Origin of the sequence: Pseudenterobacter timonensis, from assembly GCF_900021175.1 — a bacterium.
In the GTDB taxonomy this organism is placed as follows: domain Bacteria; phylum Pseudomonadota; class Gammaproteobacteria; order Enterobacterales; family Enterobacteriaceae; genus Enterobacter; species Enterobacter timonensis.
The window spans coordinates 227,772-247,383 of record NZ_FCOP01000011.1 but is presented as its reverse complement, the minus strand read 5'-3'; the positions used below and the strand labels follow the sequence as shown (position 1 = coordinate 247,383).

Here is a 19,612-nt window from a genome sequence, read left to right as displayed (position 1 = left end):
TTAAAGGTTCTCTTTTGCGACTTCAAAGTGGACGGAGAGCAGCCAGGCCTCTTCGTCGGGAAGATTGCCAAACTGCGCCACCACCTCGCGGGCAAGCCGCATTGATTCTGCTGAAATTTCGTCAAACAGCTCTGGCTCAACCTCCGGCAGCGGCTCGCCGGTCACCGACCGGTGCGCCATTGCGCGAACGTGCGAGGTCAGCATCTGTACCTGGACCTCATTGGGGATGATGCGGTGGCGGGCAAGCAGCGCAAATACCTGCTGTAGCATGGTGTCAGCGAGCTGCGAGGTTTGCGCCGCCTGGTCTCCAACATCGTTCATTACCGCTCCGTTAATCACTCGTCTTACCCCGTTAATGGCTCTGGAGTAACGCTAACCTCATACGTTAAAGGTTTGTAGCGAGGTGTTTTCCACTTCGAAGTGGAAAGGAGATGGGCGGCAGTGATCCGTGCCACAAAATTGACCGCCGCGGGGATAAACCACTGGTATGGCGTGATGGACATCACGTATTCGCACAGCCAAACGGGCAAAGAGAAAACGAAAACGTCCTGCCGTGGGGTAGCAGAAATGTGACGGCGATAGGGTTTACTTATTACGGCGCAAAAAAACGGGAGCCGTGGCTCCCGTCGGTTGTTTGAAAGCAATCGGTCGGTTAACGGTATTTCTTGTGATAAGTGTTGCGGGTAGCCACAAACTGGTCGGCCGCCGCCTGGGCTTCTTTCACTTTGCCTTCACCGGCAAGCTTCAGCGCGCCGTCGATCTGGCCTATCAGTACATCAAGACCGTGGCGGTAATCTTTCATTTCGGCGCTGTCCGGGGCGTTATTTTCCAGCTTAGGCGGCGTCGCGTTTTTCGCGTCCAGCGCTGCGGCGCGCATATGGGTTAATGCTTCCTTCATCTCTGCCGCATTGTCCGTTTTCTGCACCACTTTCAGGTTCTGGTTCAGGATATCCATATCATCTTCCAGATCGGCGGCAAACGCCGCAGAGCCGAGAACCAGCGTGGAGGCGGCGACGATCGCTAACAGGTGTTTACGCATTGCTTGCTTCCTTTTTTATTATTAACAAAACGCTCTTTTATTGACCGGCGATTTTCATTTCGGGCAGCAACACTGAACCACACTGTATATTGCTGCGCGTTTCGATATCGTTACCGACGGTGACCATATTGCGCCACATATCCTTCAGGTTGCCAGCGATGGTGATCTCGCTGACCGGGTACTGGATTTCGCCATTTTCCACCCAGAAACCCGCCGCACCGCGAGAGTAATCCCCGGTAATCGCGCTCACTCCCTGGCCCATCAGCTCGGTAACCACCAGGCCGGTGCCCATCTCTTTCAGCATCTGCTCAAAGCTCAGCCCCTGCCCGGCGATGCGCCAGTTGTGGATACCGCCCGCGTGGCCGGTGCTTTTCAGTCCCAGCTTGCGCGCGGAGTAGTTAGTCAGCAGCCACTGGGTAAGGATGCCATCTTTGATAATATCCCGGCGCTCGGTGCGTACCCCTTCGCTGTCGAATGGCGTGGAGGCCAGCCCCTTCAGCAGGTGCGGATGTTCTTCTATGGTCAGCCACTCCGGCAGGATCTGTTTGCCCAGCGAGTCGAGCAGGAAGGTCGATTTACGATAAACGGAACCGCCCGCAATCGCCCCCACCAGATGGCCAAACAGCCCGGTCGCCACTTCATTGGCGAAAATCACCGGCGCTTTCATAGTGGAGAGCTTACGCGGCGACAGGCGCGAGAGGGTGCGGCGGGCGCACTCTTCCCCTACCCACTCCGGCGACTGCAGATCGCCCAGCGCGCGGCCAAGGGTATAGGCGTAATCCCGTTCCATATCCCCGTCCGCCTCGGCGATAACGCAGCTGGAGAGGGAGTGGCGGGTTGAGCAGTAGCTCTGCAGCATGCCGTGGCTGTTGCCGAATACTTTGATGCCGTAGTGGCTGTTAAAACTGCCGCCTTCGGTGTTGGTGATGCGTTTATCGGCATTGAGCGAGGCCTGCTCGGCGCGGGCGGCGTAGTCGATCGCTTCATCCGGGGAGATCTCCGCCGGGTGGAACAGATCCAGATCCGGCGCGTCGAAGGCCAGCAGATCTTTGTCCGCCACGCCCGCGTAGGGGTCTGGCGAGGTATAGCGGGCAATATCCAGCGCCGCCTGCACGGTGCGCGAAATCGCCTCCGGGCTTAAATCGGTTGAAGAGGCGCTGCCTTTGCGATTCTGGTGATAGACGGTGATGCCGAGCGCGCCGTCGCTGTTAAATTCAACATTTTCCACCTCGCCGTAGCGGGTGCTGACGCTGATACCGGTGGTTTTGCTGACTGACACTTCCGCGCCGTCTGACTTCCCTGAAGCGAGTTCGAGCGCCGTGGAGACCGCGTTTTCCAGAATCTTACGCTGCGCTTCTACTTGTGAGGTTACTTTCATCGCAAATGCCATACTGTAAGAGAGAGTTATCTGAAGTCTAACAGAGAACCGTTTTTCAGTGCGCCTCTTAACTGGTAACATTAGCCTCTTTTTTAAGGAGCCTGACATGACTAAGCAGCCCGACGACTGGCTCGACGACGTTCCCGGTGATGAGATCGATGACGACGATGATGAGATCATCTGGGTCAGTAAAAGTGAAATCAAACGCGACGCCGAAGAGTTAAAACAGCTTGGCGCCGAGATGGTAGAGCTGGGTAAAAACGCGCTGGATAAGATCCCGCTGGACCCGGATCTGCGGGAAGCGATCGAGCTGGCGCAACGCATCAAGAAAGAGGGCCGCCGCCGCCAGCTGCAGCTGATTGGTAAGATGTTGCGAAACCGCGACGTGGAGCCGATCCGCCAGGCGCTGGATAAGCTGAAAAACCGCCACAACCAGCAGGTTGCGCTGTTTCATAAGCTGGAGCAGATCCGCGACCGTCTGATTTCAGAAGGCGACGACGCGGTGGCCGAGGTGCTGAACCTCTGGCCGGATGCCGACCGCCAGCAGCTGCGTTCGCTTATCCGCAACGCGAAGAAAGAGAAAGAGGGAAATAAGCCGCCAAAATCTGCGCGCCTGATTTTCCAGTATCTGCGCGAACTGGCGGAGAACGAGGCGTAAGCGCCGCGGTTTTGCGCCGGATGGCGGCGTAAACGCCTTATCCGGCCTACGGGCGGTGATGGGACGGGTAAGCGTAGCTGACTGCCCCTCACCCCGGCCCTCTCCCCAGAGGGGAGAGGGGGACCCCCCACGCTCCACTCACTGTGGTAAGTACGCCGCGTTAAGCTCGATCGGTTCCCCCTCCCCTCTGGGGTGAGGGAGAAAAACGTGCTCGATCGGTTCCCTCTCCCCTCTGGGGTGAGGGAGAAAAACGTGCTCGATCGGTTCCCTCTCCCCTCTGGGGCGAGGGAGAAAAACGTGCTCGATCGGTTCCCTCTCCCCTCTGGGGTGAGGGAGAAAAACGCGCTCGATCGGTTCCCTCTCCCCTTTGGGGTGAAGGAGAAAAACATGCTCGATCGGTTCCCTCTCCCCTCTGGGGTGAGGGAGAAAACATGCTCGATCGGTTCCCTCTCCCCTTTGGGGAGAGGGTTAGGGTGAGGGGAAGCCCTTACTCCGCTGCCGCCGCCTTTTTCGCCAGCCCGTCCAGCAGTTTCTGATGAATCCCCCCGAACCCGCCGTTGCTCATCACCAGAATGTGATCCCCCGGCTGCGCGGTTTTGACCACCATCTCCGCCAGCGTATCGACATCCGCATGCCAGTGGGCCGGCTGGACGCACGCTTCCGCCACCTCCGCCACCTGCCACGGAATGTGCTGCGGCTGAAGCAGGAACACCTCGTCGGCGCGTCCGAGCGACGGCGCCAGGTCATCTTTGCAGATCCCCATCTTCATGGTGTTAGAGCGTGGCTCCAGTACCGCCAGAATGCGCGCCGTGCCGCCGACTTTACCGCGCAGCGCGGCAAGCGTGGCCAGGATCGCCGTCGGGTGATGGGCGAAATCGTCATACACCGTCACGCCGTTGGCTTCGCCGCGCAGCTCCAGACGACGACGAGCGTTAATGAACGAGCCGAGCGCGTGCGCCGCATCGGCGGGCTGAACGCCCACATGGCGCGCGGCGGCAATCGCCATCAGGCCATTGTGCATGTTGTGCTCGCCCACCAGGCTCCACTTCACCTCACCCACTTTTTCACCGTCCAGCCACACTTCCCACTCGGAGGCGTCGGTGGTCAGCTTTTTCGCCTGCCAGTGGCCCTGATCGCCCACCAGCTCCTGCTCGCTCCAGCAGCCCATCGCCATCACCTGCTTCAGGTTGATGTCGTGTTCCGGCAGGATGATGCGCCCCTGCCCCGGTACGATACGTACCAGGTGGTGGAACTGCTTCTGAATCGCTTTCAGGTCGTCAAAAATATCCGCGTGGTCAAACTCAAGGTTGTTGAGGATCAGCGTACGCGGGCAGTAGTGGACAAACTTGGAGCGCTTGTCGAAGAAGGCGCAATCATATTCGTCCGCCTCAATGACGAAGAACGGGCTGTCGCCCAGACGCGCGGAGACCTCGAAGTTGCCCGGCACGCCGCCAATCACAAAGCCAGGCTTATAGCCGCACGCTTCCAGAATCCAGGTCGCCATGCCGGCGGTGGTGGTTTTGCCGTGCGTACCGGCCACCGCCAGCACCCAGCGGTCGCGTAACACAAAGTCATGCAGCCACTGCGGGCCGGACATGTAAGGAATATTACGTTCCAGTACCGCTTCCACGCAGGGATTGCCGCGGGTCATGGCGTTGCCGATGATAACCAGATCCGGCGCGGGATCGAGCTGGGCCGCGTCGTAACCCTGAATCAGATCAATGCCCTGCTTTTCCAGCAGCGTGCTCATCGGCGGATACACATTGGCGTCCGAACCCGTCACCTCGTGGCCTAAAGCACGCGCCAGCATCGCCAGCCCGCCCATAAACGTGCCACAAATTCCCAATATATGAATGCGCATACGTCACTTCCTTCTTTAAAGTGCCGCACATTTTACCCGCATGTCTGGCCTGTGAGAAACGCATTTCGGGTAAATCCGTATTTTGCTGGCGCGATTCACCACTGCGCGATGTTTTGAATATTTGTTAAGATTGTTGCTGTTCTGCCTTACTCATTATCCGACCGCTTTACTCCACATAAAATGCAGGGAAAGTGTTATGAAAACGTTAGGTGAATTTATTGTCGAAAAGCAGCACGAGTTTTCGCACGCTACCGGTGAGCTCACTGCTTTGCTGTCGGCAATAAAGCTCGGCGCAAAGATCATCCACCGCGATATTAACAAGGCCGGTCTGGTCGATATTCTGGGTGCCAGCGGCGCCGAAAACGTGCAGGGCGAGGTGCAGCAAAAACTCGATCTGTTCGCCAATGAGAAGCTGAAAGCGGCGCTTAAAGCGCGCGATATCGTGGCGGGCATCGCTTCAGAAGAGGAAGATGAGATTGTCGTCTTCGAGGGTTGCGAACACGCCAAGTATGTCGTGCTGATGGACCCGCTGGACGGCTCCTCCAACATCGACGTCAACGTCTCTGTGGGCACCATTTTTTCTATCTACCGTCGCGTCACGCCGGTGGGCACCCCGGTGACGGAAGAGGATTTCCTGCAGCCTGGCAACAAGCAGGTCGCCGCGGGTTACGTGGTGTACGGCTCTTCCACCATGCTGGTCTACACCACCGGCTGCGGTGTTCACGCCTTTACCTATGATCCTTCGCTGGGCGTATTCTGTCTGAGCCAGGAGCGCATGCGCTTCCCGGAAAAGGGCAAAACCTACTCCATTAACGAAGGGAACTACATCCGGTTTCCAAACGGCGTGAAGAAGTACATCAAGTTCTGCCAGGAAGAGGATAAGTCCACCCAGCGGCCTTACACCTCCCGCTATATCGGCTCGCTGGTGGCGGATTTCCACCGCAACCTGCTGAAAGGCGGCATCTATCTCTACCCCAGCACCGCCAGCCACCCGGAAGGGAAGCTGCGCCTGCTGTATGAGTGCAACCCGATGGCCTTTTTAGCGGAGCAGGCGGGCGGCAAAGCGAGCGACGGTAAAGAGCGTATCCTGGATATTATCCCGCAGAGTCTGCATCAGCGCCGCTCGTTCTTCGTCGGCAATGACCATATGGTGGACGATGTGGAACGGTTTATTCGCGAGTTCCCGGACGCGTAATCCCCTTCACAGGCCGGATGGGGAGCTTCGCCTTATCCGGCCTGCGTTTTGAAGTTACGCCGTCTGCAGTTTAAAAGTCGCCATCGCGTCGATTAAGGCGTGGGACTGCTCCTCCAGCGAGCGGGTCGCGGCGGAGGATTGTTGCACCAGGGCGGCGTTCTGCTGGGCGGTCTCATCCATCTGGCTGACGGCGATATTCACCTGTTCAATGCCGCGGCTCTGTTCCTGCGACGCGCTGGCAATCTCGCGCATCAGGCTGGTCATCCGCATCACCTCGCTGGCGATCTCATCCATCGTTTCCCCCGCCTGCTGCGCTAGCTCGCTGCCTTCGCTTACCTGCGTCTGCGAATCGCTAATCAGCGTGCGGATCTCTTTTGCCGCCTCGGCGCTGCGACTCGCGAGGTTACGAACTTCGCCCGCCACCACCGCAAAGCCGCGCCCCTGCTCCCCGGCCCGCGCCGCTTCCACGGAGGCGTTGAGCGCCAGAATATTGGTCTGGAAGGCAATGCCGTCGATCACACCGAGAATGTCGGCGATACGGTTTGAACTGCCGGAGATATCGCGCATTTTCTCTATCACGTAGCAGACCATCTCGCTGCCGCGATCGGCGGTATCGGAGACCGATTTCGCGAGCGCGTGCGCCTGCCCGGCGTTGTCGGCGTTCTGGCGCACCGTGGCGGTGATCTGCTCCATGCTCGCCGCCGTCTGCTCCAGGGAGGTGGCGGTCGATTCGGTGCGCTGGGCCAGATGCATATTGCCGGCGCTCAACTCGCGGCTGCCGGTATCAATCTGCGCGCTGGCATCACGCACGCGCATCACCGAACTCATCAGCGACTGCCGCATCCCCTCTATAGCGGCGTTGAGTCGATTAATCTCCCGGCTGGCCGGTTCGTTCGGCCCGTGGGTGAGATCGCCTGCCGCCACATGTTCAAGCTGGGCGACAGAAGCGGAGAGCGGTTTAAGCAACATATGGCGCAGCGCCAGCCATGCCAGCACGATGATGCCCGCGGTCAGCAGCGCGGCGATAACAATCAGCAGCATGACGCGGTTTTTACTGGCGTGAACGGCTTTTACCTCCGCCCTGCCGCGCGCTTCGCTCCAGGCCTGAAGCGCCTGCATATCGTTGTCGAACTGGCGCGACACCGGGATAAGCTTATTTTCCAGCAGATCGTAATAATCATCCGCGCTCTGCTGGCTCAGCGCCGTCAGCATCGGCGTGATCCCCTGGGTATTATAGGCCGCAAAGCTCGCCGCCAGCTTCTTCAGCAGCGCCTGCCCCTGCGCATCGTCCAGCCCGCTGCCAATAACCGCTGCCAGACGCTGTCGCGCCTGCGCCACTTCACTGTCGATGTTCTTCACAGACTTCGCCGCATCGTCCAGCATGCCAATCTCCATCAGCCGCACGGCCTGGCCGGCTTCGTTGCGGGCGCGCAGGATCAGGGTATAGCCCGCGTTAAGCTGCGTAAGCTGTTCCCCCTGAAGGTGGTTGATGCGCTGGAGAGCAGATGAACTTTGGGTAAGGGCATAAATGCCAATGCCGCTGACAAGCAGCAGCAGAAAGGTCATAACGGCCAGTAACGAAAGCAAGCCGGTACGAATCGATAGCGTTTTCAGCATGATGTTATTTCCGGTAGCGAGAGATGTCTGGACAGAAATTAAGGTTATCGGTCGCTACCGGAAAAAGTTTACTCTTTATGCAATTTCAGCCGTTTAACTCTCAGGCGGCGCTATTCCAACGCGGGTCACCGGCGCGCTTTGGCGGTTCTCCCACACTACCGTCAGCCCGCGCTGAAGCGCGATAAAGATAAACAGCAGAATGCCGATGGCGATCTTCGTCCACCACGAGCTGAGGGTGCCGTCAAAGTTGATGTAGGTCTGGATAAGCCCTTGGATCGCCACGCCAAACAGCGTACCGAGCACCGTACCGACGCCGCCGCTCAGCAGCGTGCCGCCGATCACCACCGAGGCGATGGCGTCCAGCTCCACCCCCACCCCCGCCAGCGCATAGCCCGCCTGGGTATAAACCGAAAAGACGATGCCCGCCAGCGTCGCCAGCGTCGTGGAGAGCATGTAGATCCGGATCGTGGTGCTGCGGGTCGAGATCCCCATCAGGCTGGCCGAGGTGGCGTTGCCGCCAATGGCGTAAACCTGGTTGCCAAAGCGGGTACGGTGGGCCAGAAAAATACCGATCACCACCACCCCGAGCATCAGCAGTCCCATGGTGCTCAGCCGCCCGCCGCCCGGGATCTTCCACGCCAGGCTGGAGAGGGTATCGTAGACAGGGTGGTTAATCGGGATCGACTCTTCCGACACCAGATAGCTCACCCCACGCAGGAAGAACATGCCCGCCAGGGTGATGATAAAGGCCGGGATCTTCAGAGCGTCGATCAAAAGCCCCATAAAGGCGCCGAAGGCGGCCCCCATGACCAGCACCAGTGGAAAGGCGATCAGCGGTGATAACCCCCAGAAGCCAATCGCTTTAGCGAGAAAGACGCCGGTAAAGGCGATCACCGATCCCACGGAGAGATCGATGCCGCCGGAGAGGATCACAAAGGTCATCCCGACGGCGATTATCCCCAGAAAGGCGTTATCGGTAAGGATGTTGCAGATGACGCGCGTCGAGGCAAAGCCGGGAAACTGCGTCAGGCAGTAAAGATAGCCCAGCACAAAGACGCCGAGCGTAATCATCAGCGGCAGGTTACGTTTTATCATGTCCGCGAATCCCCTTTATGATGCTGATAAAGCGCGGCGACTGGACAACCAGCACGCAGAGCACGACGACCGCTTTCACCACCTGGTTGAGTTCCGGCGGAAAGCCCGACAGCAGAATACCGGTATTCATCCCCTGAATAATGAGCGCCCCCACCACCGACAGCAGCAGGTTAAAACGCCCGCCCATCAGCGAGCCGCCGCCGATAACAACCGCCAGAATAGCATCCAGCTCCAGCCACAATCCGGCGTTGTTGGCGTCCGCCCCGCGAATATCCGCCGCTACAATCACCCCGGCGATAGCCGCGCAGACGCCGCTTAATACATACGTGAGCATCACGATCAGCCGCGTGCTGACCCCGGCGTTTTTGGCGGCGCGAATATTGATCCCCACCGCTTCGATAAACATGCCGAGCGCCGTCTTGCGGGTGAAAAGCCAGAAGAGAACCAGGGTGACGAGAACGAGGATGACCGGCGTCGGGAAGAGCAGCAGTTTGCCGCTGCCGATCCAGGAGAGCGCAGGTGAATCGAAGGTGACGATCTGACCGGCGGTGATAAGCTGCGCCACCCCGCGCCCGGCCACCATCAGGATCAGGGTGGCGACAAAGGGCTGGATTTTAAGAATAGCCACCAGCACGCCGTTCCAGAGCCCGGCCACCACTCCGGAGCCAATCGCGGCGAGCAGCACCACCGGCAGGCTATGGCCCGCCACGGTCATCGACGCGGCGGTCGCCCCGGCAATCGCCATCACCGCCCCCACGGAGAGATCGATCCCGCCGGTGGCGATCACCAGCGTCATGCCTATCGCCAGCAGCGCCACCGGCGCGGCGCGGTTGAGGATATCAATCGGGCTGCCGAACAGGCGGCCATCCTGAAGGGTAATCTGGAAAAAGTGCGGCGCAACGAGGCTGTCCACCAGCAGCACCAGCAGCAACGCCGCTATTTGCGGCGTGCCGGTGGGCCAGCTAAAGCGGCGCTTCGGCGCGCTGGTCTGAGAAAGCGAACGGGGCATCACCCTTGTCTCCTTACGCCGCAATGGCGTTCATGATCGCCGGAACGGAGAGTTCATCCAGCGGGATCTCCGCCACCTGCCGTCGATCGCGCATGATAATGACGCGATCCGCATAGCCCACCAGCTCCTCCAGCTCCGAGGAGATCACCAGCAGCGCCAGCCCGTCGGCGCAGAGCGTTTCGATAAGGCGGATGATCTCCGCATGAGCGCCCACGTCGATGCCGCGCGTCGGCTCGTCGAGGATCAGGAATTGCGGTTTGGTCAGCAGCCAGCGCGAGAGCAGCACCTTCTGCTGGTTGCCGCCGGAAAGAAATTCGATCGGCTGTTCCGCGCTGGGAGTGCGGATGCCAAGCTGGCGGATAAAGCGTTCGGCAATGGCGTTTTGCTCTTTACGGGGAATGGGGCGCAGCCAGCCGCGCTGGGCCTGGAGCGCCAGAATGATATTTTCCCGCACCGAGGCGGCGGCGATAATACCGTCGGTTTTCCGATCTTCCGGGCAAAAACCGATGCCAAGCGAGGAGGCCTTCTGCGGGGAGCCCAGCCTCTGCGGCTTGCCCCTGATGAACGCGCTGCCGCTGTCGGCGGGGTTGATGCCGAAGATCACCTCGGCGGTTTCGGTGCGACCCGATCCCAGCAGCCCCGCCAGCCCGACAATCTCGCCGGGACGGACCTGCAGATCGAACGGCGCGAGGAGCCCTTTTTTACCAAAGCCCTGAAATGCGGCCACCGGTTTGTCGCTTAACAACGTGCGGCCCGCGCGCTGCAACGCACCGGACTCCAGCTCGCGGCCCAGCATCATCTTCACCAGCTCGATCTGCGGCAGCTCGCGCGTTTCGCGACAGCCCACCACGCTGCCGTTACGCAGAACGGTGATACGATCGCTGACCTCATAGACCTGATCGAGAAAGTGGGTTACGAAGATCAGGCTCACTCCCCGATCGCGCAGCTGCCGCATCAGGGTAAAGAGCATCTCCACCTCCTGGGTATCCAGGCTGGCGGTGGGTTCATCGAGGATCAGCACTTTGGCGGAAAGATCGATCGCCCGGCAGATGGCGACGATCTGCTGCATCGCCACCGAAAAGCGGTTGAGCGGCTCACGCACGTCGAGGGAGAAACCGTAGGAGGCCATCAGCGCGGCGGCGTGCCTCTCCATCTCCCGGCGACGGATCAGGCCAAAGCGTTTTGGCTCGCGGCCAATGAACAGGTTGTCCGCCACTGACATATTCGGCAGCAGGTTGACCTCCTGATAGACCGTCCCGATCCCGAGCTGCTGGGCGTGGGCGGTGTTTTTTGGCGCAATGGCGTTCCCCTCCAGCCAGATGGTGCCGCGATCGGCGTGGTAGACGCCGGTCAGCGCTTTGATCAGGGTCGATTTTCCGGCCCCGTTTTCGCCGAGCAATGCCATGATCTCCCCCCGCCGCAGGCTGAAGTCAACGTTATCCAGCGCCTTTACGCCGGGGAAGAACTTGCTTAAACCCTCGGTGCGGAGGATTTCCTGGTGTTGTTCGGTGCGCATAATTTCCCCTCACCCTAACCCTCTCCCCGGAGGGGAGAGGGGATAGTCAGTGCCTGTCATAAATGCTCTGCCGCTCGCTTTTCTCCCTTTCCCCTGTGGGGAGAGAGGATGGTCGGTGCCTGTAATAAATGCTCTGCCACTCGCTTTTCTCCCTCTCCCCAGAGGGGAGAGGGGATGGTCGGTGCCTGTAATAAATGCTCTGCCGCTCGCTTTTTTCCCTCTCCCCTGTGGGGAGAGGGCCGGGGTGAGGGGCAGGAATGGCCTCAGTATCGTAGGCCGGGTAAGCACAGCGCCACCCGGTAATTTCACTGGATCAGTAGCCCATGTTTTTCTTCTTCTCTAACTCCTCTTTTGCCGTATCCGGCAGGTAGAGGGTCGATTTGGTGATGGTCAGCTTCTCAGGCTGGGTGCCATCTTTTTTGAATTTTTCCAGCGCGTCGAAAGCCGGGCCGGCCATGTTCGGCGTCAGCTCGACGCTGGCGTTGGCCTCCCCGTCCATCATCGCTTTATAGATATCCGGCACGCCGTCGATAGAGCCGGTGAGGATATCTTTGCCCGGCTTCAGGCCCGCCTCTTTGATAGCCTGAATCGCGCCGATGACCATGTCATCGTTATGCGCAAAGACCATGCAGATATTTTTGCCGTTGTTTTCCGCCTTGATGAAGCTCTCCATCACCTCTTTACCCTTGCTGCGGGTAAAGTCGCCGGATTGCGAGCGGATAATTTTGATGTTTGGCGCTTTAGCAATAGCCTCCGCGAACCCTTTCTTACGATCGATCGCGACGCTCGCGCCTACCGTCCCCTGTAACTCCACGACGTTACAGGGCTTGCCACCCACCTGTTTTACCAGCCAGTCGCCGATCATTTTGCCTTCCAGCACGTTGTCGGCGGTGACGGTGGTCATATAGAGAGATTTGTCTTTTACATCAATGGAACGATCGAGCAGGATGACCGGGATCTCCGCATCTTTGGCCTCCTTCAGTACCGGCTCCCAGCCGGTGGCCACGACCGGCGCGATAAAGATGGCGTCCACACCCTGCGCGATGAACGAGCGCACCGCTTTGATCTGGTTTTCCTGCTTTTGCTGACCGTCGGCAATTTTCAGCGTGATGCCGCGTTTTTCAGCCTCGCTTTTGGCGACGTTGGTCTCGGCGGCGCGCCACCCGGACTCCGAGCCCACCTGAGAAAAGCCTACCGTGAGCGGGGCGGCCATCGCCATAGACGACATGGCTGCTGAAACTGCTGTGACAAGAAGTAAGCGCTTCCACATAAGAACGTCCTCGTAGGGTGAGTTATTGTTGGTCAAAAGATGTTCTGCGGGGAAACTATAGACAATCGAAAATGTAGCGAATTGCGTTGCATCACACTTCAGAAAAGTGAATTAAATGTTAATCACATGTTTGTAATCGCTTTCATTTTTGCATGAAAAAAGCGGCTGAGTTTATGGATTTTCCGGTTATGGAACGGCTTTGAAAAAGGTCAGCCAGATGCGATTGTGGCGAAAAGAGGCGGAGACATTCCGCGCGAGTTGGCTATAATACTCGCCACTCGTTTGCTACATATTCTAAGGAAACAGACATGAGCTTACTCAACGTCCCTGCGGGTAAAGAACTGCCGGAAGATATCTACGTGGTTATTGAGATCCCGGCTAACGCAGATCCTATCAAATACGAAATCGACAAAGACACCGGCGCGCTCTTCGTTGACCGCTTCATGTCTACCGCGATGTTCTATCCGTGCAACTACGGCTACATCAACCACACCCTCTCTCTGGATGGCGACCCGGTTGACGTGCTGGTCCCGACTCCGTATCCGCTGCAGCCGGGCTCCGTGATCCGCTGCCGTCCGGTTGGCGTTCTGAAAATGACCGACGAAGCCGGTGAAGATGCGAAACTGGTTGCGGTACCGCACACCAAGCTGAGCAAAGAGTACGATCACATTAAAGATGTGAACGACCTGCCGGAACTGCTGAAAGCGCAGATCGCCCACTTCTTCGAGCACTACAAAGATCTCGAAAAAGGCAAATGGGTGAAAGTGGACGGCTGGGACAACGCAGAAGCGGCGAAAGCTGAAATCGTTGCCTCTTTCGAGCGCGCGAAGAAGAAGTAATTCTTCCCCCTCTCTTTAAAGCCCCGCGAGTCGGGGCTTTTTACGTTCTGGCCAGCAGAAAAAAAACGCCACCCGAAGGTGGCGATTTCTGTTATCAGGACGGGTCCCTGTCCAACCAGTTACCGCTTTCAATCAGCGTCAGGCCGTCGACCGGACGCTGATAGACATACATCCATGCACTCCCGTAGGGCGTCTGGATCAACTGGCGCGCGTATTCACCGCCCCTGGTGCGTAAGGCATCAAGTTCGGCAAGCGTGGCATTATCAATACGATAGACTTCACCCTGTACCGTCCCGTTTCCCGGAACCGCGCCTGGATAGTGGCCCAGACTGTAGAGCTGGTAGTTATCGATACTGTAATTACCCAGCAACTGGGCATTCGTCATCCAGTGACTGTTGCCTTGCTTCGTTCGTAAACTGCCGTAGACAAATATTCGCATTGCTAAAACTCAAACTGATAGAGCAGATCGAGTGCCTGATCTACGCCAGACACTGCTTCCAGATATAGCTTAGGCATCAGGCGATAGCGTAACGTGAGAGTTGCTAATGAGTCAAAGATCCCCACGCCATATTTCACCTGCAGACCCGGCAGTACATAGCCGCTGACCACCACCTGGGATGAGTCGCCGACACCCTGGGTATCGAGTACCAGATTGGTCACGCCAAACGTCTCGCCGATTTTACCCACAACCTTACCACTTTGTGCAACCCCCAGGCCAACCAGCATGGAGGCCATCGCCGAGCTGTCGCTCTGCTGGCTGTCGAGCCCCTGCCCGCGCAGAAGATAAGAGAGCGCCTCCTGCTGCGACATGGCCGGGTCGGAGAAGATCTCCGCCTTCGGTTCGTCGGCAGAGCCGGTGACGCGTACCCCGGCGATAACGTCGTTTTCGGTCGCTTCAGGGTTACGGATGGCCTCAATGTTCAGCAGCGGCTGGTCCGGCGGGCCGGAGAAGAGCAGCTCCCCTTTACGGACAATCAGATCCTGACCATAGGCGTGGAAACGCCCCTCCGGGATCGTGATCTGTCCGTTAAGGCCCAGCCCCTGTTTATCCTGCGCCACCTTCAGATCGCCTGTGAGTCTCGCCTTCAGCCCAAATGCGTCCAGGCGAACGTTGTTACCCACGTGCACAGTAAGATTACTATTGATCGGTATGCTTGCGCTCTGTTGCTCAACCGGTTTCAGATTATTATTGAGCAAAACTTCATCACTGGAGACGCCAACCGCACTCTCCGGCACCTCATGGACCACGATGCGCGCCCAGGGCACATCCACGTTGCCGTCGAGGGTAAAGAGGCTCGGCGTGGCTTCAAACACCACGTCCGGCGAGAGATCCAGACGGACCATCGGCGGCACGGTCACCCGCACCCGGCTCCCTTTTGCCGCAATACGCGCCCGCCAGTTGTCGATTTGGCTCCAGTCCGCATCGCCGCTCAGGTTGATCTGGCCCTGCTGCGTACGTACTACCCCTGAAAGCGTGGAGCTGGAGCCGTTGAAGTTCATCGCCACCTGGCTTGGCAGCATATCAAACGGCATAAAGTTGCCGTCGACATCAATAGAGCCAAGCTGCATCCGCCCGAACAGCTGCGGGCTTTGCGCGTTGCCGCCCAGGCGCAGGTTGGCGTTAAGCAGCCCCGACACCTTCTCCCCGCGTTCAAAGATGGCGTTAATCATCGACAGGTTAAAATTGCGCAGGTTGACGTTGCCGCCGAGGTTACGCTGCCCCTGCGGATCGCTGACCTCCACTTTGCCGTCGAACTGGCCGTTGTTGACCAGACGCACGAGCCAGGCCAGCTCGGCACGGTTATTTTGCAGCGAGGCGTTGAGGTTAAGCGTATCGAACGCGACGAGCAGCGCCGCATCGTTGATTATCTGCGTCACCCGCACGTTACGTCCTGAGAGCGTCACGCTGCCCTGCGGCAGCCCCTCTTTGGTGGTGTCCCAGGCCACGTCCGCTTTGCCGCTAAAGATACCGCTGGCCTTCGTCTCATCAGGCATAAAGGGTTTAACCATCGCCAGATCGAAGCGGTTGAGATTGATCACCGCGCGCCCTTCCGCCCCCGCGTCGATAGTCTGCGGCACGCAGATCTCGGCGTTCGGGTTGGTCCAGCAGTGCGGTCCGATGCTGATCTTCTGCTCCGCGTTGCGATAATCGAGGGCAATCGCGCGGGAGAGGACCAGCGGCCCGACCGGGGTGCTGAAACGGGTGTTATCGAGCTGCCCTTTCCAGCGCGTCGCCTGCCGGTCGAAACTGCCCGTCAGGTGCAGCTGCCCGGAGACAGGCTCGCCGTCGACCCGCAGCTGAAGATCGTGCTGCTTTTCGCTCCCCTTCGCTTCCAGGGTCACCAGCCGGAGGTTGAGGTTCGGCTGGGCGATCCGCTCCACGCGCACGTTCAGGTTACCGGCAATCTGATCGGTGGATTTGATATCGCCCTCGACCCGTACGCGGGCAACAGAGAGCTCCTGCCAGCGCAGGCCGCTCGCGGTGATATCAGCCAGAAGCTGCGGCGCTTCTACCGTACCGCGCACCTTCACCAGCCCTTTTGCCGTACCGCCAAGCCCTGGCAGGGCGTTGTCGAGATTAGGGGCATCGATAACGGCATCAAGATTGAGATCTTTTACCCCCAGTTCGCCCTTAATATCAGCGGAGTTACGCCCCAGCGCCACGTGCAGCCCCGGAATCACCCACTGCAGGTAGCTGTTGCCCCGCAGCGAACCTTCCACATCAACTTTGTTCTGCTTCACGTTGCCGGTGATTTTCAGCTCCGGCACCTCCATCTGCCAGCTGCCGCCGTAGAGGCTGCCGCGGGTTTTGATCAGCCCGTCAAGCTTCGAGGGCCAGTCCGGCACCTCTTTGGCGGTGTTGATGCCGTCGAGCTTCAGCTCGCCGCGCCAGCTTATCGCCTGCTGCCAGTCGAGCAGCGCGGTCAGCTCGGTTTTCCCCTCCAGCGCCGCGATGGTGAGCTTGTCGAGGTTGATCTGCTGTTCATTGCCCTTTGCATCCAGGGTGATGGTGGCGGGAGGCACGCTCTGCCCTTTCACCGCCGTGCGGAACGAGAGGGTGTAGTCGGTCATTTTGCCGCTGAGCTTCAGCTTCAGATCGTCCGCCTGGTACTGCCGCTCGCCGGTAAAGGGCCAGTAGAGCTGCTCGCTCACCAGCTCCAGGTTAAGCGGCAGTCCGGCTTCCGCCAGCTGCGTCTGCCCGCGCAATACCATATCCACCGGGCCGGAAAGGTTCACCCCGAACTCCAGTTTTTCGCGCATCGCGCCGCCGATCTTCAGCTTCACCTTTTCGCCCTTGAGCGGGTCGATATTGAGCGCGCTGTTGAGGGTAATATCCACCGGCCAGTTGTCGCGCAGCTCGGCGGTGCCGGTGGCGTTCACGCTCCCCTGGTTGGTATCGATATCAAACGCGTCGAGCTTCATATTGCCGTCGATGCTGCTCACCTTCAGCAACAGGTTAAAGACCGTCAGATCCGTGTCGCCGGTCAGGCGCAACTGCTCCCCCCTGAACGCCTCAATATTGAGGTTAAGCGGCAGATGGACGTCGGTCATCTCCGGCAGGACGGGCTTCGAGAAGAGATCTTTTAGCGTCTCGCCAAGCGGCTTCTCCTGCGGCTGCGGGTTCTGAATTTTCGGCTCCACCACCTCTTCCTGCGCCACTTTCGCCACCTTCGGCAGGGCGACCAGCAGCCCCTGCAGGGAGGTTGGCGTAAGGGTCAGGTTTTTCTCCTGCCAGCGCAGGCCGGAGGAGAAATCCATGACCGAGACGGTGGTATCGTCGATTTTGATATTCACATTATTGAGCGCCACCCGGCTAAGCGTGACCGGATAGGGAGTGGAGAGATCCAGCGGGCCGCTATCCTCCTCTTCTTCTACCTGCTCCGATTTCGCCATTTTGTCCGAATCAATGGTGACAAACAGATCTTTGAGCGACAGATCGTTAACGCAAAGGCTGCTGTCGCGCAGGCAGACCAGCTTTACCGCCAGGTGAAACTCCCCGGCCTTAACCGCCACGCCAGGCTGCTCGTAGCGGACGTTTTTGAGGCGCAGATCGCGCCAGCCGCCCGTGACCTGGCCTATCTCCAGCCCCGGCACCCAGCGGTTCGCCGCCTTAAACAGCAGATGCAGGCCCGAGGTGGTGCCCACCAGATACGCCACCGCCCCCAGCAGCAGCACGATAAAAATCAGAACCCCGAGGCTTATCTTCTTCCATAAACTCATAATTCTGGCCCCAGACCGATGTAGAACTGCAAACCGTGCTCCTCTTTATCGCCAACCGGTACGGCAAAATCGAGCTTGATCGGCCCGACCGGCGACTGCCAGCGCACGCCGACGCCCGCGCCGGTTTTAAAGTCGCTGCGGCGGATATCGCTGACCGCCTCGCCGCTGTCGACAAACATCGCCCCCCACCATTTTCCGGTGACGTTGTATTGATACTCCAGCGAGCCGGTCGCCAGCTTCGAGGCGCCGATCAGCTTGCCGTCATCATCTTTTGGCGCGATGGATTTGTATTTGTAACCGCGAATGCTGCGATCGCCCCCGGCGAAGAAGCGCAGATCCGGCGGCACTTTTTCAAAGTCACCGGTCTCGATCCAGCCGAGATTGCCGCGCACCACGAAACGGTGGCGGTCATAGAGGGTACGGATCCAGACGTTTTGCGCCTGCAGGACCGTAAAGTCGACGTCCGAACCCCAGGCGGTGTTGGAGTAGTCGATGGAATAACGCTGGGAGTCACCCCAGGTTGGCATCAGGCCACCGCGCGAGCGGGTGCGGCTAATCATCACACCGGGATATAACAGCATGGTGGTATTGGTCACGTTGGCCTGGGTAAAGTGGTCGAGGCTCCAGCGCAGGTTGATCGCCCGCTGCCAGCCGCTGGAGAGATCCCAGTAGCGCGACAGGGCAAGCGTGGTGGAGTCCGCTTCGGTATCGTTCAGGTCGGTGCGCTTGAAGCCCCCCTGCACCAGGTAGTACTGCTCCAGCGGATTTTTCAGCAGCGGCACTTTATAGCTGAAGTCGAGCTGCTGTTCCGGCGCGGAGAGACTGGCGCTGGTTGTCAGGCTGTGGCCGTAAGAGTTGATCCACGGCTTTCGCCAGGTCGCTTTCAACCGCGGGCCGACGTCGGTGGAATAGCCGACACCGGTTTCAATGGTGTTCTCGGTGCGTGGCGAAATCACGCCATGCAGCGGCAATATTTTGGTTTTGCGGGATTTCTCAAACTCAGGCGCCACCACCACCGAATTAAACCAGCCGGTGGCGGAGAGGCGGCGGTTCAGCTCCGCCAGATCTTTCGACTCGTAATAGTCGCCCTTCTTAAAGGGGATCAGGTTCTGCAGATATTCGTCGCGGATTTGCGATCCCTCGAAGGTGACATCGCCAAAGCGGTAACGTTGACCGCTGTCGTAGTCGATATCCCAGAAGGCCTGCCGTCTCTGCACCGCGACGCCGAGCTGGCTCTTATTATACTCGCTGTCGAAATAGCCTTTGTTCAGCGCGACCTTCGTCAGCCCTTTTTTAAACCGATCGTAGTCGCCGTGGTTCAGGATGGTGCCCACCTTCGGACGGGTGTTGAGCAGATCGAGATAGTCCCGGTCGTTACGCGCCTCGCCGCGCAGCACCACGTCAGTCCCGGCAAGCAGCACCGGCTGCCCCGGCGAGACGCGGGCAATCAGCACCTGGCGCCCTTTAGCCGGCGGTGGTCGCAGCTCAAAATCGATGGTCGGCTGGTAGTAACCCAGCGCCTTAAGCCCATTGCGGATCGCATCGTCCACGCGGGCGCGAAAGCGCCGGTCCGGCGTTACTTCGTCACTCTGGATCGTCGAGAGCTGCGCACGGACATTTTTTTGCAACTCTCCGGAAAGCCCCTCAACCTGCAAACGGACATTCGCCGCGCTGGCAACCCCGCTGGTCAGCAGAAGGCTGACGGCACATAACTGGCGGATTTTTGGCACGTTTTCTCCTGAATATCCTTGTATCCACCCTGGAAGCATCTCAAGTACTGCTCCGCAGTACATCACGGCATAATGCCCAAAACCCGTACAGTGGGTTGAAAAGTCGATCAGAGCCCTAATATTTCTTATGTTTAAATCTAGACTCATTCAGTGCGTTTATTGTGTTCAATTAAACGCTTCGTTA

The 19,612-nt window shown here is 58.8% G+C and carries 15 protein-coding genes; 3 read left to right on the top strand and 12 right to left on the bottom strand.

Features of this window, described 5'->3' with window-relative positions; translation table 11 throughout:
• The 3 genes from BN3796_RS07555 to pmbA all read right to left on the bottom strand — a co-directional run bounded on the left by BN3796_RS07555 (position 1) and on the right by pmbA (position 2,429).
• Positions 1 to 339, bottom strand: coding sequence for a glycine dehydrogenase (locus tag BN3796_RS07555; RefSeq protein ID WP_148381773.1), 339 nt, complete (start codon positions 337 to 339; stop codon positions 1 to 3).
• 313 nt (positions 340 to 652) lie between these two features.
• Positions 653 to 1,039: a cytochrome b562 gene (cybC, locus tag BN3796_RS07550; RefSeq protein ID WP_061707764.1), complete on the bottom strand. Its 387-nt coding sequence runs from the start codon at positions 1,037 to 1,039 to the stop codon at positions 653 to 655.
• Between the two features lie 37 nt (positions 1,040 to 1,076).
• Positions 1,077 to 2,429 carry a metalloprotease PmbA gene (pmbA, locus tag BN3796_RS07545; protein WP_061707763.1) on the bottom strand — a complete coding sequence of 451 codons (1,353 nt, stop codon included), beginning with the start codon at positions 2,427 to 2,429 and terminating at the stop codon, positions 1,077 to 1,079.
• 94 nt (positions 2,430 to 2,523) lie between these two features.
• Here pmbA and yjgA point away from each other — a divergent pair, with 94 nt between their 5' ends.
• The gene (yjgA, locus tag BN3796_RS07540) at positions 2,524 to 3,075 is read left to right on the top strand and encodes a ribosome biogenesis factor YjgA (RefSeq protein ID WP_061707762.1); all 552 of its coding nucleotides are present in this window, start codon (positions 2,524 to 2,526) and stop codon (positions 3,073 to 3,075) included.
• A gap of 487 nt (positions 3,076 to 3,562) precedes the next feature.
• Here yjgA and mpl read toward each other — a convergent pair whose 3' ends face one another.
• A complete protein-coding gene (mpl, locus tag BN3796_RS07530; RefSeq protein WP_061707760.1) occupies positions 3,563 to 4,936 on the bottom strand; it encodes a UDP-N-acetylmuramate:L-alanyl-gamma-D-glutamyl-meso-diaminopimelate ligase in 1,374 nt (457 codons plus the stop codon).
• Positions 4,937 to 5,132: 196 nt separating this feature from the next.
• Here mpl and fbp point away from each other — a divergent pair, with 196 nt between their 5' ends.
• On the top strand, positions 5,133 to 6,131 hold the full coding sequence (gene fbp / locus BN3796_RS07525; protein ID WP_061707759.1) for a class 1 fructose-bisphosphatase: 999 nt from the start codon (positions 5,133 to 5,135) through the stop codon (positions 6,129 to 6,131).
• A gap of 54 nt (positions 6,132 to 6,185) precedes the next feature.
• On the opposite strand, the gene BN3796_RS07520 is transcribed toward fbp, so the two are convergent.
• The 5 genes from BN3796_RS07520 to ytfQ form a co-directional block, all read right to left on the bottom strand.
• A complete protein-coding gene (locus BN3796_RS07520; RefSeq protein ID WP_061707758.1) occupies positions 6,186 to 7,748 on the bottom strand; it encodes a methyl-accepting chemotaxis protein in 1,563 nt (520 codons plus the stop codon).
• A 93-nt stretch (positions 7,749 to 7,841) separates the two neighbouring features.
• A complete protein-coding gene (gene yjfF, locus BN3796_RS07515) occupies positions 7,842 to 8,843 on the bottom strand; it encodes a galactofuranose ABC transporter, permease protein YjfF (RefSeq protein ID WP_061707757.1) in 1,002 nt (333 codons plus the stop codon).
• Entirely contained in the window at positions 8,830 to 9,855 is a 1,026-nt protein-coding gene (gene ytfT / locus BN3796_RS07510; RefSeq protein WP_148381772.1) for a galactofuranose ABC transporter, ATP-binding protein YtfT, read from the bottom strand. Before ytfT ends, yjfF begins: the two co-directional genes overlap by 14 nt.
• 10 nt (positions 9,856 to 9,865) lie before the next feature.
• Positions 9,866 to 11,368 carry a galactofuranose ABC transporter, ATP-binding protein YtfR gene (ytfR, locus tag BN3796_RS07505; RefSeq protein WP_061707755.1) on the bottom strand — a complete coding sequence of 501 codons (1,503 nt, stop codon included), beginning with the start codon at positions 11,366 to 11,368 and terminating at the stop codon, positions 9,866 to 9,868.
• A 313-nt stretch (positions 11,369 to 11,681) separates the two neighbouring features.
• Entirely contained in the window at positions 11,682 to 12,638 is a 957-nt protein-coding gene (ytfQ, locus tag BN3796_RS07500; protein WP_061707754.1) for a galactofuranose ABC transporter substrate-binding protein YtfQ, read from the bottom strand.
• Positions 12,639 to 12,946: 308 nt separating this feature from the next.
• On the opposite strand from ytfQ, the gene ppa reads away from it, so the two are divergent.
• Complete coding sequence (gene ppa, locus BN3796_RS07495) at positions 12,947 to 13,477, top strand: inorganic diphosphatase (protein WP_061707753.1); 531 nt, start codon at positions 12,947 to 12,949, stop codon at positions 13,475 to 13,477.
• A 94-nt stretch (positions 13,478 to 13,571) separates the two neighbouring features.
• On the opposite strand, the gene BN3796_RS07490 is transcribed toward ppa, so the two are convergent.
• From BN3796_RS07490 to tamA, 3 genes are read right to left on the bottom strand one after another with little or no spacing between them, the layout of a single operon-like run.
• Positions 13,572 to 13,916, bottom strand: coding sequence for a gamma-glutamylcyclotransferase family protein (locus BN3796_RS07490; RefSeq protein WP_061707752.1), 345 nt, complete (start codon positions 13,914 to 13,916; stop codon positions 13,572 to 13,574).
• Positions 13,917 to 13,918: 2 nt separating this feature from the next.
• Positions 13,919 to 17,698, bottom strand: coding sequence for an autotransporter assembly complex protein TamB (gene tamB, locus BN3796_RS07485; protein ID WP_061707751.1), 3,780 nt, complete (start codon positions 17,696 to 17,698; stop codon positions 13,919 to 13,921).
• Positions 17,695 to 19,428 carry an autotransporter assembly complex protein TamA gene (gene tamA / locus BN3796_RS07480; RefSeq protein ID WP_061707750.1) on the bottom strand — a complete coding sequence of 578 codons (1,734 nt, stop codon included), beginning with the start codon at positions 19,426 to 19,428 and terminating at the stop codon, positions 17,695 to 17,697. The genes tamB and tamA overlap by 4 nt, the downstream gene beginning before the upstream one ends.
• Positions 19,429 to 19,612 lie beyond the last annotated feature (184 nt).